Below are 15,923 nucleotides of genomic sequence, written 5' to 3' on the forward strand. Positions count from 1 at the left end.
AAAAAATGAAGCGAGCTTTGATGAGTGTTTCTGACAAAACAGGATTGGTGTCATTTGCACAGAAATTGATTGAGAATGATTTTGAAATCATCTCTACCGGCGGCACAAAAAAGGTATTGGAAGATGCCGGTATAGAAACGATTTCAGTGGAAGATGTCACTGGTTTTCCAGAGATTCTTGATGGACGTGTAAAAACTTTAAATCCATTTATTCATGGTGGTTTACTTGGACGAAGAGATTTGCCAGAACATGTTAAGACGATGAAAGAACTGCACATTCAACCTATTGATTTGGTTTGTGTAAATCTTTATCCATTCAAAGAAACAATTGAAAAACCTGATGTGACACTTGCAGATGCAATTGAGAACATTGATATTGGTGGGCCTAGTATGCTGCGCAGCGCAGCAAAAAATTATCACGACGTGACCGTTGTTGTTGATAGCGCAGATTATCAAGTCGTTGCGGATGAATTGGATGAATTTGGGGACACCAAGCTAGAAACGCGTGCTGGATTTGCTGCTAAGGTGTTTAGGCATACGGCTGCTTATGATGCATTGATTGCAAGTTACTTAACTGACAAAGCGGGAATTGTTGCACCAGAGAAATTGACGCTAACTTATGACTTAGAGGATACAATGCGTTATGGCGAAAATAGCCATCAAAAAGCATGGTTTTATAAGGATGCATTACCAAAAAGCTATGCAATAACAAATGCCAAGCAGCTGCACGGTAAGAAATTGTCTTATAACAATATCAAAGATGCTGATGCTGCTATCAGGATTGCGCGTGAATTTGCTGAACCAACAGTTGTGGCACTTAAGCATATGAATCCTTGTGGTATTGGCAAGGGGAATACTCTTGAAGAAGCTTGGGATAGGGCTTATGCAGCTGACTCTATTTCAATTTTTGGTGGTGTAATTGTTTTAAATCGCAAGGTTGATTTGGCAACGGCCGAAAAGATGCATTCCTTGTTCCTAGAGATTATCATCGCACCAGCATATGAAGATGAGGCATTTGAAGTTTTAGCTAAAAAGAAAAATATTCGTTTACTTCAGTTGGATTTCACAAATAAGGATGAAAAACCAAATAAGGAAACTGTTTCTGTGATGGGTGGTTTACTTGTGCAGGAACAAGATGTTTTGGAAGAAGACCCTGCAAATTGGACAGTGGTAACAGAAAAACAACCTACGGCAGAACAACTAAAAACACTCTTGTTTGCATGGAAAGCAGTCAAACATACTAAGAGTAACGCAATTGTTGTGACAAATGAGAACCAAACCCTAGGGATTGGTGCAGGTCAACCTAACAGAATTGATTCAACTAAAATTGCTATTAAAAATGCTGGTAATGACTTGGATGATACAGCCGTATTAGCTAGTGATGCATTCTTCCCAATGGATGATTGTGTTGAGTACGCTGCTAAACATGGAATTAAGGCAATTGTACAACCAGGAGGCAGTATTCGAGACAAAGATTCAATTGCGATGGCTAACAAATATGGGATTACGATGCTGACAACTGGTATCCGTCATTTCAGACATTAAGCTGGGGGATGTAATTGTGAGTAAGAAACTTAATTTGTTGGTAGTCGGTTCTGGTGGACGCGAACATGCCATCTGTAAATCCTTTAATGAAAGTCAAAATGTTGTTAATGTTTATTGTGCTCCTGGAAATAGCGGGATGGAGTCAGCTGGGATTAAGACTGTGAATATTTCAGAGTTGGATTTTAGCTCTTTGGCAGATTTTGTAGTTGAGAATCAAATTGATTGGACTTTTGTTGGACCAGAAGATGCACTTGTTGCGGGTATTACCGATTATTTCAGAGAACGTGGACTTGCAATCTTTGGACCCAATAAGTTTGCGGCTCAATTAGAAGGTTCAAAGGACTTTGCCTTGAAGTTTATGGTAAGACATGATATTCCAACTGCTGATTATCAAACCTTTCAAAGCGCGAAAGAGGCCATCGCAGCACTTGAAGATTTTGATGCTCCTATCGTGGTCAAGGCAGATGGTCTTGCTGCCGGAAAAGGGGTTACAATTGCAAAGTCGAGAAAAGATGCGCAAAAGGTTATTAGCAAGATGTTTACGAATGGAGAGAGCCAGGTTGTTCTTGAAGAATTTTTAACTGGCCCAGAATATTCTTTGTTTGTTGTAGTCAATGGGACTGATTTTCAGATTTTACCGATGGCGCAGGATCATAAGCGTGCGTATGATAACGATGAGGGTCCTAACACGGGTGGAATGGGTGCTTACAGTCCTGTTCCTCAACTATTGGAGAAAGATTATCAAGAAATGGTTTCAAAGGTAGTTGAACCTTCGATTGCTGGTCTTAATAAAGATAACTTTGATTATCATGGCATCTTGTACATCGGTCTAATCCTGACAGACAATGGGCCAAAAGTAATTGAATATAATGTCAGACTAGGAGATCCTGAAACGCAAGTGGTATTACCAAGATTAAAGACAGATTTTGCGGAAATAATTGATAATTGTCTTAATGATATAAAAATGAATCAATTAGAAATTAGTTCGCAGGCATGTCTTGGGATAGTGCTGGCTGCTGAAGGTTATCCAACTTCACCTGTAAAGGGACAATTGATTCCTAAATTTGGGGAAAAAGCTGGTATTTCAATCGATTATGCTAACGTGCTTGCAAAAAATGGTAGCTTATATGGTAATGGAGGCAGAATACTTAGTGTAGTTTCACTGCAAGATACTCTTAGTAATGCGCAAAGTGAGGCATACGCGTATATAGATGAACTTGAATTTAAAAATTGCTACTATCGTAAAGATATTGGAAATAAGGCACTGATGTAACCAATATCCAAGAATTTCAAAATAATTGTAAAAAAAGAGTGTAACGAGACAAGAAACAATTCTCGTGTTACACTCCTTTTTAAAATATAATATTTTAGTAATATTGAGAAAAAATGTAGAGATAGCTAGATTGTTAATGCTAAAAGTGCATTTTTAATCGTATTGCCAAGATCGATACAGCCTTCTTCAATCTGTTTTTCCGTAATTCCGGTAAAATTAAGTCTAAGATGATTTGCTTCCTTGGAAGTTGCAAATAGGGATGAACCTTCCAAAAATGCCACTTTTTTTGTCTTATTCAATAACTTGCGTGCATCAAGTGATTCAGGCAAATTTACCCAAATGAAGAAACCGCCTTGGGGTTTAGAAAAACTACATTCTACGGGAAGATTTTCTGAAAGTCCAGATAACATTGCATTCATTTTTTGTCGATAGGCGGTACGTAACTTGGTGATATGTGTTGCAATATCATTATGTTCCAAATATTCATCGATGCCTTCTAACAGGATATTTGAAGATTGGCAGTCATAAGATAGTCTTAATGATGACAGCTGATTGATGATGTCTTTAGCACCAATTAACCAACCACATCGAAGGGCAGGTGATAAAATTTTTGAAAAGCTTCCTAAAGTAACGACATTCTCAGTTAAATCAAATGATTTAATGGAAGGAAGAGAGTTCCCAACGTAGCGTAGTTCACGGTAAGGGTCATCTTCAATAACGATAACATTATACTTGGAAGCTAATTCAGCGAGTTGTTTTCTTTTTTCAACAGACATGCAATAACCCGTTGGATTTTGAAAATTTGGAATCGTATAAATAAGCTTGACGTCGTTTTCTTCAAGTGTTTCTGCCAATACATCCATATTCATACCATCGTCTTCCATTGGTACTTCGTAATAAGTTGGCTTATGTTCGTTGAATGCTTCGAGCCCACCTATATATGTAGGTGCTTCAACTACAACTCCGTCAAAATCATCAAGAAAGAGATCTGCCAGAAGTTTGATCCCTTGTTGTGCACCTTGTGTCAGCATAATATTTTCTGGACTGCAAGTTGTTCCAGTTGTTTTAGCATAATTAGCGATTTTTTGGCGTAATGGTTCGTATCCTAGTACTGAGCGATATTGAAAAATTTCAGTAGATGCATTCTTTATTCTATTCTCAAATGCATTGTTAAGTTCCTTCTTGGGAAACAGAGCAGGATCTGGATAGCCACCCGCAAATGAAATCAAGTCAGCTCGGCCACTCAACGCGAATAATGCGTCAAGGCTAGTTGGTTCTTGATTTATGCGACTTGAAAAAGTTGGTATCATAATAAATCCTCCTCAGATATTTTTACTTGTTTTGTTAATGATTAAAGTGTACCGTTATTTCTGAATTAAGTAAAATTCATTTTTTTCAATTTAAGATGAATATAATTCATCATTAAAATATAGAGGTGTCAAATATGTCCACATTTTCGTATGAAGTTTTTAGTGAGGTTGCAAAGCGCAAGACATTTTTTGCTGCGGCAACACAATTGAATGTTACGCCTTCAGCAATCAGTCATTCGATTGCAGGCCTGGAAAAAGAACTTGGATTTGCATTATTTATTCGCAATAGAACTGGAGTGAAACTGACTCCGGATGGGCAGAAAGTTTTGCCAGTTATTCAGGATATTTTGAATTCTGAGGCAAAACTAGCAGAAGAAGCGGCCCGAATCAATGGGTTAAATCAGGGACGAATTCGGATTGGAGCGTTCAGTAGTGTCTGTATTAACTGGCTGCCGGATATTATTCAGAGTTTTAAGAAAGAATACCCAGATATTGAATTGTCAGTTACGCAAGGGAATTTTAATGAGGTTGCGGAACAGGTTCGTCTAGGAACACTTGATATTGGTTTCAGTGCATTACCAATCAAAGAAAAGCTGGAAGTTTTGCCATTGCACCGTGACCCGATTTACTGCATAGCACCAGAAAGTTTTAATCCCCAAGCTGGAGTAGTTACAAAAGAAGATATCAAAAATGAAAATTTTATTTTACAGCAAATAGATTATGATCGTGATACTAAGAGAGCTTTGGACACATACGATGTTTCAGTTAATTCTATCCAATACAGTATTGATGATGCTTCCATCATTGCAATGGTCGAAAGTGGTTTGGGGTTGGGAATTTTACCTGAACTGGCTTTACAAAAATTATCAGGCAATGTGAATCATTATCCTTTCAAGGAACATTTTTATCGCACAATTTGTTTGATTTCTCATTTTGAGACCAAACAAACGCCTTCTACAAGAGCGTTTGTTAGCGAAATTCAAAAATATGTGGCAAAACGTTACCCACAAGAGCAAATACACCAATAATTTTTTGAGATGGGGGTTCATTTGTTTTTCTCCGTATGCTAACATGGTAAAATATGATTTCATAGAGTGATATTTATCGTAAATTCTGAATGGGGGGTAAACTATTGAAGGAGCTAACTGAAGGAAGTCCGATTAAACTTATTTTAATGTTTACCATTCCATTATTAGTGGGTAATCTTTTTCAACAATTATATAGCATTTCAGATACTTTGATTGTTGGACAGACTCTGGGCGTTAATCAATTAGCCGCTGTTGGTTCAACTGGGAGTATCCAGTTTTTAATAATTGGTTTTGCTCAAGGATTAACTGCGGGGCTTTCTATTATTACAGCGCAGCATTTTGGAGCGGGTAATTATCGCAAAGTTCGACAAAGCTTCGCGGTCAGCATTATTATTAGTGCTATTGCAGCCGTTATTTTAACCTTTCTGAGTCTTTACTTTATTGGCGATATTTTAAATTTGATGCAAACACCCAAGGCAATTGAAGCCGATGCAAAGTTATTTATTTCGATTATTTTTGCAGGAATTTTTTCTTCCATGGCATTCAATCTTCTAGCAAATGTTATTCGAGCTCTCGGAGATAGTCAGACCCCACTTTATTTTCTGATCGTTGCGGCGATAGTCAATATCGTTCTAGAATTGATTTTTATTTTGGTATTTCATATGGGAGTTGATGGTGCGGGATATGCAACTGTTATCGCTCAAATTTTCTCAGTCGCACTATGTATTATTTATATTATGAGAAAAATTCCCTTATTGCAGGTCAAAAAAAGGGATTTTACAACATTTTCAATGAGAGATTTTAAGCAGCATCTTTATATTGGCCTGCCAATGGCTTTCCAAGCATCAATTATTGCAATTGGTGGCATTATGGTTCAATCGGCTTTAAATGGACTAGGAACCACTGCTGTGGCTGCTACAACAGCGGCAAGCAAGATTGACCAAGTGGCAATTCAGCCAATGATGTCTTTTGGAGTTGCCATGGCTACCTTCACTGCACAAAATTATGGTGCGGGAAAATATGGCAGAATTATAAAGGGCGTAAAACAGTGTTTGCTGGTTTCTGGCTTATTTAGCATTGTTGCAGGTGGACTTGTTATCTTTTTTGGGAGAGACTTGGTCGTCTTATTTGTTGGTAACTCTGAAGAAAAAGTATTACAGCTATCGCAAGTTTACTTTAATGCCAATAGTAGTCTTTATGCAATCCTAGCTACTTTGTTTATTTTGCGATACACATTGCAAGGCTTAGGTCGCAGTATTATTCCAACTCTTGCTGGGGTTATGGAGCTGGTAATGAGATGTTTAGCTGCAATCTTTTTGGCAACAACTGTTGGATATGTTGGTGCATGTTTCGCTAATCCGTTGGCGTGGCTGGGTTCTTGCTGTGTGTTGATTGTGTCCTATTTCAGAGCAATGCAGATGTTAAAGAAGAAACAATACGAAAAAGATCAGCAAGTATCGTAATTTTTTTAAAAGCATAGCGAAAAACTAGTTTAAATTGTTGATTTGCCTATACAAATTTGATATCATGCTAAAGATTATTGAATAAAGGTAGGTAGATCATATGGAAACAGAATTTAAAATTGGTGAAAAAGTCAAATGCAAAAAATTCGGAACATTGAGTCATGATTTTGTTGGTGCGGTGGAAAAAATTTATGAAAACTCAGCAATGGTAGCGATTGTGGAACATGATGCTACCGATGAAGTTGCCGTTAATGATTTTCATAATCGAGTAATCGTAAGACTGAAAGACATGAAGAAAGTCACTGTAAAATAATACTGACATAGAAAGTATTTTATGCTATACTACTATTTGTTGTGCGGGTGTAGTTTAGTGGTAAAATCCCAGCTTCCCAAGCTGATGTCGCGAGTTCGATTCTCGTCACCCGCTTTTGTAGCAGTTGTATATTGTATATTTCCAATCATGAAAATTAGTAGATTAGTGGATATTTAAGCGACCTTGGGTTGATGTGAGCCAGGGATTAAAACTAATGCGAATCGTACTTTCTAGGAAGATAATTTAATAATGAGTGGATTACTAATCAATTAGAGTGGTACCGCGGGTTTATCTCGTCTCTTGCATTTTTTAATGTAAGAGTTTTTTTATACATAAAAAAAGGAGAAGGTTATGGATTACAAAAAATTAGTTTCAGATGCATTAGTTAAAGTTTTAGATGGTCAGATTTCAGAAAAGAAAGTTTATGATTTACTTGAAAAGCCTAAGAGTTTAGAATTGGGTGATTTTGCCTTTCCAGCGTTTCCTCTGGCAAAAGTTATGCATAAGGCACCCCAAATGATTGCAGCAGATATTGTTGCAAATATTGACCAGAAGGGCTTTCAAAAAATAGAAGCAGTCGGCCCATATGTTAACTTCTTCCTAGATAAGAATATTTTTAGTGCGGATATTTTGCATCAAGTAATCGAAGAAGATTCAAAATATGGTGATCAAAATATAGGTAATGCAGGAAATGTGCCAATTGACATGTCTTCACCCAATATTGCAAAACCTATGTCGATGGGGCATTTACGCTCGACTGTTATAGGGAACTCAATTGCCAAGATACTGCAAAAAACAAATTACAAACCAATCAAGATTAATCATTTAGGTGATTGGGGTACACAGTTCGGTAAGTTGATTGAAGCATATAAACTTTGGGGAAGCGAAGAAGAAGTTAAGGCTGATCCAATCAATAAATTACTTGAGTATTATGTACGTTTTCATAAAGAGGATGTCGATCATCCTGAACTAGATGAAGAAGCCCGTGCATGGTTCAAAAAATTAGAAGATGGAGACGAAGAAGCCGTTCGTTTGTGGAAATGGTTCCGCAAAGAGTCACTTAAATCGTTTATGAAAATCTACGGTGTGCTAGGTGTTGAGTTTGACTCGTATAACGGAGAAGCCTTTTACAATGACAAGATGGACGAAGTAGTTTCGATGCTTGAAGACCGTAATTTGTTGAAAGAAAGTCAGGGGGCACAGATAGTTGATCTTGAAAAATATAACCTCAATCCTGCTTTGATCAAAAAGACAGATGGCGCAACGTTATATATAACAAGAGACTTAGCAGCAGCAATCTATCGCAAACGAACTTATGATTTTGTTCAGTCGCTCTATGTTGTTGGTAATGAGCAGACAAATCATTTTAAACAGCTAAAAGCTGTCTTGAATGAAATGGGGGAAGACTGGTCTGAGGACATCCATCATATCCCATTTGGTTTAATCACTCAAGGTGGGAAAAAGCTTTCTACTAGAGCCGGACGGGTTATCTTGCTTGAGGAAGTTTTGGATGATGCAATCAAGTTGGCAGAAAAACAAATTGCTGAAAAAAATCCAGATTTGAATAACAAGAAAGAAGTTGCGGATCAAGTTGGAGTTGGGGCAGTAATATTCCATGATTTAAAGAACGAGAGAATGAATAATTTTGACTTTGACTTGGAAGAAGTTGTACGTTTCGAAGGAGAAACGGGACCATATGTGCAGTACTCACATGCTAGAGCAATGAGTATTTTAAGAAAAGCAAATAATCCAAAATTGACTGCAGAAATGACATATCAATTGGATGACGAGGATTCATGGGAGGTTATTACTAAGATTGCCGCGTTCCCAGATGTAATCAAGCGTGCCGCTGAAGAATACGAACCATCAGTCATTGCGAAGTATTCTTTGCATCTTGCAAAAGCATTTAATAAGTATTACGCACACACAAAAATTCTAGTTGAAGATGAACAAATGCTCTCACGTCTTGCATTAGTCAAGAGTGTTGCAACAGTATTAAATGAGTCCCTACGTTTATTGGGAGTTCAGGCACCTGAAGAAATGTAATTACTGGTTTTAAACTGCAAAGTAATTAGTTATTTTGGAAAAGTTCTGGTAGAATCAAGTTGTCTTGACTCTGTCAGAACTTTTTTGTCTAGAGAACGAGCTTTAATATCGGAGTGGAAAACATTTGCATTATACAAAGTGGCATGTTTTATGTTGACATAACATGGTTTTACAACGTAAAATACACGTGTATGGATAAATTAAAATACATCTAAAAAGTAATGATTGTTAATTTAGTAATCATTTTTTGACGATGTGGAGGTGAAAGTTTGAATTTTACAATTATTATCCTCGCCATCGCTATTATAACTTTTGGTATTGGATTTGCTGGGGGCATCGTAGCTCATAAGAAAAGTTACGAGAAAACACTCGATATTGCTACGCAAACTGCGCAAGGAATCTTGAAGAATGCTGAAAAAGAGGCAGAGACACAAAAAAAAGAAGCTATTTTAGAAGCTAAGGATGAAAGTCATCGTTATCGTGGCGAGATAGAAAGTGAATTAAAGGAACGTAGGTCTGAGATTCAAAGACAAGAAAATCGGTTACTGCAAAGAGAGGAAAACCTAGATAGAAAAGACGGAGCACTCGAAAAACGTGAGCAAGGTTTAATTCAAAAAGAAAATCACTTGGAGCAGCAGCAAAAAGAAATTGAAAAGAAACAAGCAAAGGCTGATTCACTGGTTCATGAACAAGAATTAGAGTTGGAGAAAGTTGCAGAGCTGTCACATGAAGATGCTCGCAAAATCGTGATGTCTGAAACAAAAGAGGCATTAAGTCATGAGATGGCAGTTATGATTAAAGATAGTGAAGATGAAGCAAAAGCTAGCGCTGATCGTACTGCCAGAATTTTGATTGCGCAAGCCATCGAGAGGAGTGCTGCAGATACTGTTTCGGAGACGACTGTATCAGTGGTTTCATTACCAAATGATGAGATGAAAGGTCGAATTATTGGACGTGAAGGGCGTAACATTCGGACACTGGAGACATTGACTGGGATTGATTTAATTATTGATGATACCCCAGAAGCCGTTGTTTTAAGTGGTTTTGATCCAATCAGAAGAGAAATCGCTAAGATGACACTTGAAAAATTGATTCAAGACGGACGAATCCATCCGGCCAGAATTGAAGAAATGGTTGAAAAATCAACTAAAGAAATGGATGCAAAAGTTCGTGACATTGGTGAAGAAGCAATTTTTGAATTAGGACTGCATTCAATTCATCCTGACTTGATCAAGACAATTGGTCGTTTGAAGTTCCGTACCAGTTATGGTCAGAATGTTCTTGATCATTCGATTGAAGTGGCTAAAATAGCAGGAGTGTTGGCATCAGAATTAGGTGAAGATGTCAATTTGGCAAAGCGTGCAGGATTACTGCATGATATTGGCAAGGCGATTGACCATGAAGTGGATGGCTCACATGTTCAGATTGGTGTTGAACTCACTAAGAAGTATCATGAGAGTGACACGGTTATCAACACGATAGCTTCACATCATGGCGATGTTGAGGCTAAGTATACGATTGCTGTCTTGGTAGCAGCTGCAGATGCGATTTCCGCAGCAAGGCCAGGTGCTCGAAGCGAGTCGCTTGAAAGCTATATTCATCGACTTGAAAAACTTGAAGAGATTACCAATGCTTTTGATGGCGTTAAGAAGAGCTATGCAATTCAGGCTGGGCGTGAAGTACGTGTAATCGTAAAACCTAATGAAGTTAGTGATTTGGAATCAACTGTGTTAGCACGTGATATTAAAAACCAAATCGAAGAAGAGATGGAATATCCGGGACACATTAAAGTCACTGTTATTAGGGAAGTGCGTGCAATCGAGTATGCCAAGTAATTGACTATTTTTGCTTGCTGATTATGTTAGATTAGGTTTAATAAATTTTTAAAGGTTGCAGGAAAGTTGTAAATGTGACCGAATATGAAGGCTGTGACGGCGTAATGATAGTGTCACAGCTTTTTTGATTGTTCAGATAAAATTAACAAAAAAACGTGTCAAGGTGCACAACAATTCAAGAAAAATGCTAAAATTAAGATTATGAGTTTTGTAGAAAAGAGGAAAAGAATGCGAATTTTGTTCATTGGTGACGTTATGGGGAATTCTGGTCAGAATATGATTGAAGAATATCTTCCCAGATTAAAGAGAAAATTTCATCCGCAAGCAACGATTGTTAATGCCGAAAATGCGACAAGAGGAAGAGGTATTAATGAAAAGGTCTATAAAAAGATTCTGAGTTTGGGAGCAGATGTCATTACGATGGGTAATCATGTCTGGGATAATCCAGAAATAAATGAATTTATAGGCAGAGCAAAAAAAATGGTACGTCCCGCTAATTTGCCTGCAGGTAAAGTACCAGGTGTTGGTTATACAATAATGCAAATAAATCAGCAAAAACTTGCTGTGATTAATATGCAGGGCAGAGTTTTCATGACTCCTTCTGATGATCCTTTTGCAGTTGCAGCGACATTAATTAAAGAAATCAAAAAAGAAACAAACTTCATTTTTGTTGATTTTCATGCTGAAACAACAAGTGAGAAACAGGCTTTTGCTTGGTTTTTTGATGGCCAGCTTTCAGCAGTGGTTGGAACTCATACGCATGTCCAAACTAATGATGCCCGCGTTTTACCTCAAGGAACAGCATTCTTGGCCGATGTTGGAATGACCGGACCCTATGATGGCATCATAGGGATGCGCCGTGAAAATGTGATTGAAAGATTTCTTAATCAGATGCCGACAAGATTTGAAGTTGATGAAGATGGAAGACAAACTTTATCAGGATGTTTAATTGATCTGACAGATGATGGTACTGCAAAGAAGATTCAGACCATTCAAATTAATACAGATCATCCTTTTGAGGACTAAAAAAGAGTAAAGGAGATTAAGGGATGCCGCAAAAAACAAAGAATACCCCTATGATGGAGCAGTATTTAAAGATTAAAGAACAATATTCTGATGCCTTTTTATTCTACCGTTTGGGTGATTTTTATGAGATGTTTTATGATGACGCAATTAAAGGGTCACAATTATTAGAGCTGACTTTAACAACCCGTAATAAAAATGCTGCAGATAAAATTCCAATGTGCGGTGTTCCTCATCATGCTGCACAAAACTATATTGATATTTTAGTTGAGCAAGGTTATAAAGTTGCAATTTGTGAGCAGATGGAGGATCCAAAACTCGCACAGGGAATGGTGAAACGTGAAGTAATTCAACTCGTGACACCCGGAACAATGATTGACAATTCTGCGAATGAAGCAAAAAAAAATAATTATCTGACCGCACTCCATCAAGAAGGAGAATTATACGGTTTCGCGTATACTGATTTGTCTACAGGTGAGCTAAAGTCTGCAAGTTTAAATTCTCTTGAGCAGGTAATAAATGAATTGATCAGTTTGCAAACCAAGGAATTGGTTGTAGATCAAACAGTATCAACAGCGACGCTAGAAGATTTAGCACCATTAAAAATTTTGATTTCAAAACAAAATGAGACCATTGAAAATTCTGAATTAAATTATGCAATACAAGATTTGAAAGATTCATTAGAGATTGAGACCGTACGACACCTAATTAGTTATTTAAATAATACTCAAAAGCGCAGTTTGGGTCATCTACAACGTGCAATTCATTATGAGCCACGATATTTTCTCAAGATGGATCATTATTCAAAGAGAAATTTGGAATTACTTGAAAATAGCCGTACTGGAAAAAAGGCTGGGACTTTGTTGTGGCTTCTTGATGAGACTAAGACCGCAATGGGTGGCAGACTGTTAAAACAATGGATTGATCGTCCTTTATTAGAAAAAGAGAAAATTACAAGGCGCTATAATATGGTCAAGTTGCTGCTTGATCATTATTTTGAACGCAGTGCACTTCAAGAGGATTTGACACAAGTATATGATTTAGAGCGTCTTGCTGGAAGAGTGGCATTTGGAAGTGTTAATGGACGTGACTTGATTCAATTAAAGCAGTCATTACAGCAAGTACCCAAAATTAAATATGTCTTAGAGACAATTAATGATGGCTCGTTAACATCAATTATTGACGAACTTGATCCTGTTGAAGATGTAGTTGACTTGATAGAACAAGCGATTGTTGATGAACCGCCTTTATCGGTCACGGACGGTGGCTTGATCAAGGAAGGATATAACTCTGAGCTTGATAGTTATACTGATGCCATGAAAAATGGGAAAAAATGGTTAGCACAGATGGAGAAAAAAGAGCGTGATATAACTGGTATATCAACGCTCAAAATCGGATTCAACAGGGTTTTTGGTTATTTTATCGAAGTATCAAAGGCTAATTTAGCTAAGTTGCCAGAAGAAAGGTATCAGCGCAAACAAACATTAACGAATGCTGAGAGATTCATTACACCAGAATTGAAAGAAAAAGAAGAATTGATTCTTGGTGCACAGGGGAAGGCAACGGACTTAGAATATCGGCTATTTGTTGATATTCGTGAACGAATTAAAGACCAGATTAAACGTTTGCAGAGGCTCGCAAAAGCAATAGCTGCCTTAGATGTTGTTCAAGGATTCGCCGTAGTTAGTGAACGACAGCATTTTGTTATGCCAGAACTAATCGAAAATGGTAATGATGTTGAGATTAAGGATGGCTGGCATCCAGTTGTCCAAGAGGTTATGGGTAAACAAAGTTATGTACCTAATGATGTAGTTATGCCAAAAGACCTAAATATCTTGCTAATTACCGGTCCGAATATGTCTGGTAAAAGTACTTACATGAGACAACTTGCATTAACTGTGGTTATGTCTCAAATTGGATGTTTCGTGCCAGCTAATTCAGCAAAATTACCAATTTTTGATCAAATTTTTACAAGAATTGGGGCAGCTGATGATTTGATTGCAGGTCAATCAACATTTATGGTAGAGATGAAGGAGGCCAATCAAGCCATAGAGCATGCGACATCAAACTCACTTATCTTGTTTGATGAGATTGGGCGAGGAACTGCAACCTATGATGGAATGGCACTTGCGCAGGCAATTATCGAGTACGTACATGATCATGTTCATGCTAAGACGTTATTTTCAACGCACTATCATGAACTCACAGATTTATCTGAGACTTTGCCTGAATTGGAAAATATTCACGTTGGAGCAATTGAGAAAAATGGCGATTTAATATTTTTGCACAAAATGCAGCCAGGCCCGGCCGACAAATCATATGGTGTTCACGTCGCAAAATTAGCAGGAATGCCAGCTGCTTTATTAAAGCGTGCCACCGAAATCCTTACTGCACTTGAAAATGATGTAAAGGATACCTCAAAGGCAGAACCTGTTTTAGATGATGTTAAATCTTCTGGACAGAAAGAAAAAGTCGAGAATGACCCAGAAATGATTGAAGAAGAGCAGCTTTCGTTGTTTGGACCTCCAGAAAAGAAGCTATCAAATAAGAAGGAAAAAGTTATGCATAAAATCAAGGAGGCAGATTTAATGTCACTGACTCCGCTTGATGCTCTCAATAAGTTGTATGAATGGCAAAAGGAATTAAGAAAATAACTAGAGTAGTTGATTGGAGGCGATTGTCTTGGGAAAAATCCATGAATTAACAGATATTTTGGCTGATCAGATTGCTGCTGGTGAGGTTGTTGAGCGTCCCGCATCTGTCGTTAAAGAGTTAGTTGAGAACGCAATTGATGCTAATAGTTCACAAATTGACATTTTAGTGGAAGACGGTGGATTGGCTAAAATTCAGGTTATCGATAATGGTGAAGGCATCGAAGACAGTGATGTGGAACTAGCTTTTAAGAGACATTCGACTAGTAAAATTTTGACAAAAAAGGATTTGTTCAAAATTAGAACACTTGGCTTTAGGGGTGAAGCTCTTCCAAGCATAGCGTCGGTAGCGGAAGTTGAACTGGAAACAGCTGCTAAGAATGCTACTGGGACGGTCATTAAGATTAAGGGTGGACAAATTCTTGAAAAGAAAATGGCAGCACGTTCACAAGGAACAACGATCACGGTAGCTGACTTGTTTTTTAATACTCCTGCCAGACTGAAATATCTCAAGAGTATCCAGACTGAGCTGGCTGCAATCAGTGATATTGTGAACAGATTGGCTTTGAGCAACACGGATATCGCGTTTTCATTCTCAAGTAATGGTAAAACTTTGCTACAGACTGCTGGCAATGGAAATTTACAACAGACAATTAGTGCAATCTATGGTGTCAATAATGCTAGGAAAATGCTGGCTTTTGCGAACGAAGACCTTGATTTTAAGATTAGCGGCTTTGTATCTTTACCCGAATTAACAAGGGCATCCAAGAATTATATCAGTATCTTGATTAATGGCAGGTATATTAAGAATTATCAACTAACGAATGCAATTATAAAGGGATATGGATCCAAGCTGATGGTTGGCCGATATCCATTTGCCGTCCTTGCAATTTCATTGGATCCGCTTTTGATTGATGTTAATGTGCATCCTACAAAACAAGAAGTCAGAATTAGTAAGGAAGAACAATTAGGTGGATTAATACGAGAAAGTATTGCACAAAGAATTGCACCGGAGAATTTGATCCCCGATGCACTGAAGAACCTCGAAAAAAAAGAGAAATCTGCAGTTGATTTAAAACAATTGGAGATTGATTTGAATGAGTCTTCTAGACTTTATCAAACAAAAAATGAAACACCTGTAAGCTTACAGAAAGATAAAACTTCTTCTGGTTATGGGGATGTGTCAGATAAGGTAGACGAGAAGACGCTGGTGGATAAAGAAAGTGTTCCAGATGTTTTTGTAGTTGAAAAAAAAGCTGATTTGACAACTAATTTGGCCGAGTGGGATAAAAAATATGGTAATAAGGGTGGCAAGAAACAGGCTGATACCCAGTTTCCTATAAAACAAGCCAGTTTAGACGAGCAAAAAACAAAAAAGAGGTTTCCAGACCTAGTATATATTGGACAAATGCATGGTACATATCTCTTTGCGCAAAG

At 37.6% G+C, this 15,923-nt stretch carries 11 protein-coding genes and 1 tRNA gene; 11 read left to right on the forward strand and 1 reads right to left on the reverse strand.

Annotated elements, in window-relative coordinates; all coding sequences use genetic code 11:
* Positions 1-5 precede the first annotated feature (5 nt).
* On the forward strand, positions 6-1,544 hold the full coding sequence (gene purH, locus IV36_RS02875) for a bifunctional phosphoribosylaminoimidazolecarboxamide formyltransferase/IMP cyclohydrolase (protein ID WP_056990704.1): 1,539 nt from the start codon (positions 6-8) through the stop codon (positions 1,542-1,544).
* 16 nt (positions 1,545-1,560) lie between these two features.
* Positions 1,561-2,817 carry a phosphoribosylamine--glycine ligase gene (purD, locus tag IV36_RS02880; RefSeq protein WP_056990705.1) on the forward strand — a complete coding sequence of 419 codons (1,257 nt, stop codon included), beginning with the start codon at positions 1,561-1,563 and terminating at the stop codon, positions 2,815-2,817.
* Between the two features lie 125 nt (positions 2,818-2,942).
* Here purD and IV36_RS02885 read toward each other — a convergent pair whose 3' ends face one another.
* A complete protein-coding gene (locus IV36_RS02885) occupies positions 2,943-4,127 on the reverse strand; it encodes an aminotransferase-like domain-containing protein (RefSeq protein ID WP_056990706.1) in 1,185 nt (394 codons plus the stop codon).
* Between the two features lie 134 nt (positions 4,128-4,261).
* Between IV36_RS02885 and IV36_RS02890 the strand changes: the two genes are divergently transcribed.
* From IV36_RS02890 to mutL, 9 genes are all read left to right on the forward strand, one after another.
* Positions 4,262-5,155, forward strand: a complete 894-nt coding sequence (locus tag IV36_RS02890) for a LysR family transcriptional regulator (RefSeq protein WP_056990707.1) — start codon at positions 4,262-4,264, stop codon at positions 5,153-5,155.
* Between the two features lie 104 nt (positions 5,156-5,259).
* On the forward strand, positions 5,260-6,618 hold the full coding sequence (locus IV36_RS02895; RefSeq protein WP_056990708.1) for an MATE family efflux transporter: 1,359 nt from the start codon (positions 5,260-5,262) through the stop codon (positions 6,616-6,618).
* Positions 6,619-6,718: 100 nt separating this feature from the next.
* Positions 6,719-6,931 carry a hypothetical protein gene (locus IV36_RS02900; RefSeq protein WP_003688309.1) on the forward strand — a complete coding sequence of 71 codons (213 nt, stop codon included), beginning with the start codon at positions 6,719-6,721 and terminating at the stop codon, positions 6,929-6,931.
* Between the two features lie 43 nt (positions 6,932-6,974).
* Positions 6,975-7,045, forward strand: a tRNA-Gly gene (locus IV36_RS02905).
* Between the two features lie 237 nt (positions 7,046-7,282).
* Positions 7,283-8,977, forward strand: coding sequence for an arginine--tRNA ligase (argS, locus tag IV36_RS02910; protein WP_056990709.1), 1,695 nt, complete (start codon positions 7,283-7,285; stop codon positions 8,975-8,977).
* A gap of 269 nt (positions 8,978-9,246) precedes the next feature.
* Positions 9,247-10,812 (forward strand): ribonuclease Y, encoded by a 1,566-nt coding sequence (rny, locus tag IV36_RS02915; protein WP_056990710.1) that lies wholly within the window; start codon positions 9,247-9,249, stop codon positions 10,810-10,812.
* Between the two features lie 228 nt (positions 10,813-11,040).
* A complete protein-coding gene (locus IV36_RS02920) occupies positions 11,041-11,838 on the forward strand; it encodes a TIGR00282 family metallophosphoesterase (RefSeq protein WP_056990711.1) in 798 nt (265 codons plus the stop codon).
* Between the two features lie 23 nt (positions 11,839-11,861).
* Entirely contained in the window at positions 11,862-14,489 is a 2,628-nt protein-coding gene (gene mutS, locus IV36_RS02925) for a DNA mismatch repair protein MutS (protein ID WP_056990712.1), read from the forward strand.
* A gap of 28 nt (positions 14,490-14,517) precedes the next feature.
* The coding region (gene mutL / locus IV36_RS02930; RefSeq protein ID WP_056990713.1) for a DNA mismatch repair endonuclease MutL at positions 14,518-15,923 on the forward strand (1,406 nt) is incomplete at its 3' end.

The organism is Liquorilactobacillus mali, assembly GCF_001437155.1.
Classification (GTDB): domain Bacteria; phylum Bacillota; class Bacilli; order Lactobacillales; family Lactobacillaceae; genus Liquorilactobacillus; species Liquorilactobacillus mali_A.

Excerpts from the sequence above, each read along its gene's own strand:
- purH (WP_056990704.1), top strand. The coding sequence starts at position 6 with ATGAAGCGAGCTTTGATGAGTGTTTCTGACAAAACAGGATTGGTGTCA.
- IV36_RS02885 (WP_056990706.1), bottom strand. The coding sequence starts at position 4,127 with ATGATACCAACTTTTTCAAGTCGCATAAATCAAGAACCAACTAGCCTT.
- IV36_RS02890 (WP_056990707.1), top strand. The coding sequence starts at position 4,262 with ATGTCCACATTTTCGTATGAAGTTTTTAGTGAGGTTGCAAAGCGCAAG.
- IV36_RS02900 (WP_003688309.1), top strand. The coding sequence starts at position 6,719 with ATGGAAACAGAATTTAAAATTGGTGAAAAAGTCAAATGCAAAAAATTC.
- argS (WP_056990709.1), top strand. The coding sequence starts at position 7,283 with ATGGATTACAAAAAATTAGTTTCAGATGCATTAGTTAAAGTTTTAGAT.
- IV36_RS02920 (WP_056990711.1), top strand. The coding sequence starts at position 11,041 with ATGCGAATTTTGTTCATTGGTGACGTTATGGGGAATTCTGGTCAGAAT.
- mutS (WP_056990712.1), top strand. The coding sequence starts at position 11,862 with ATGCCGCAAAAAACAAAGAATACCCCTATGATGGAGCAGTATTTAAAG.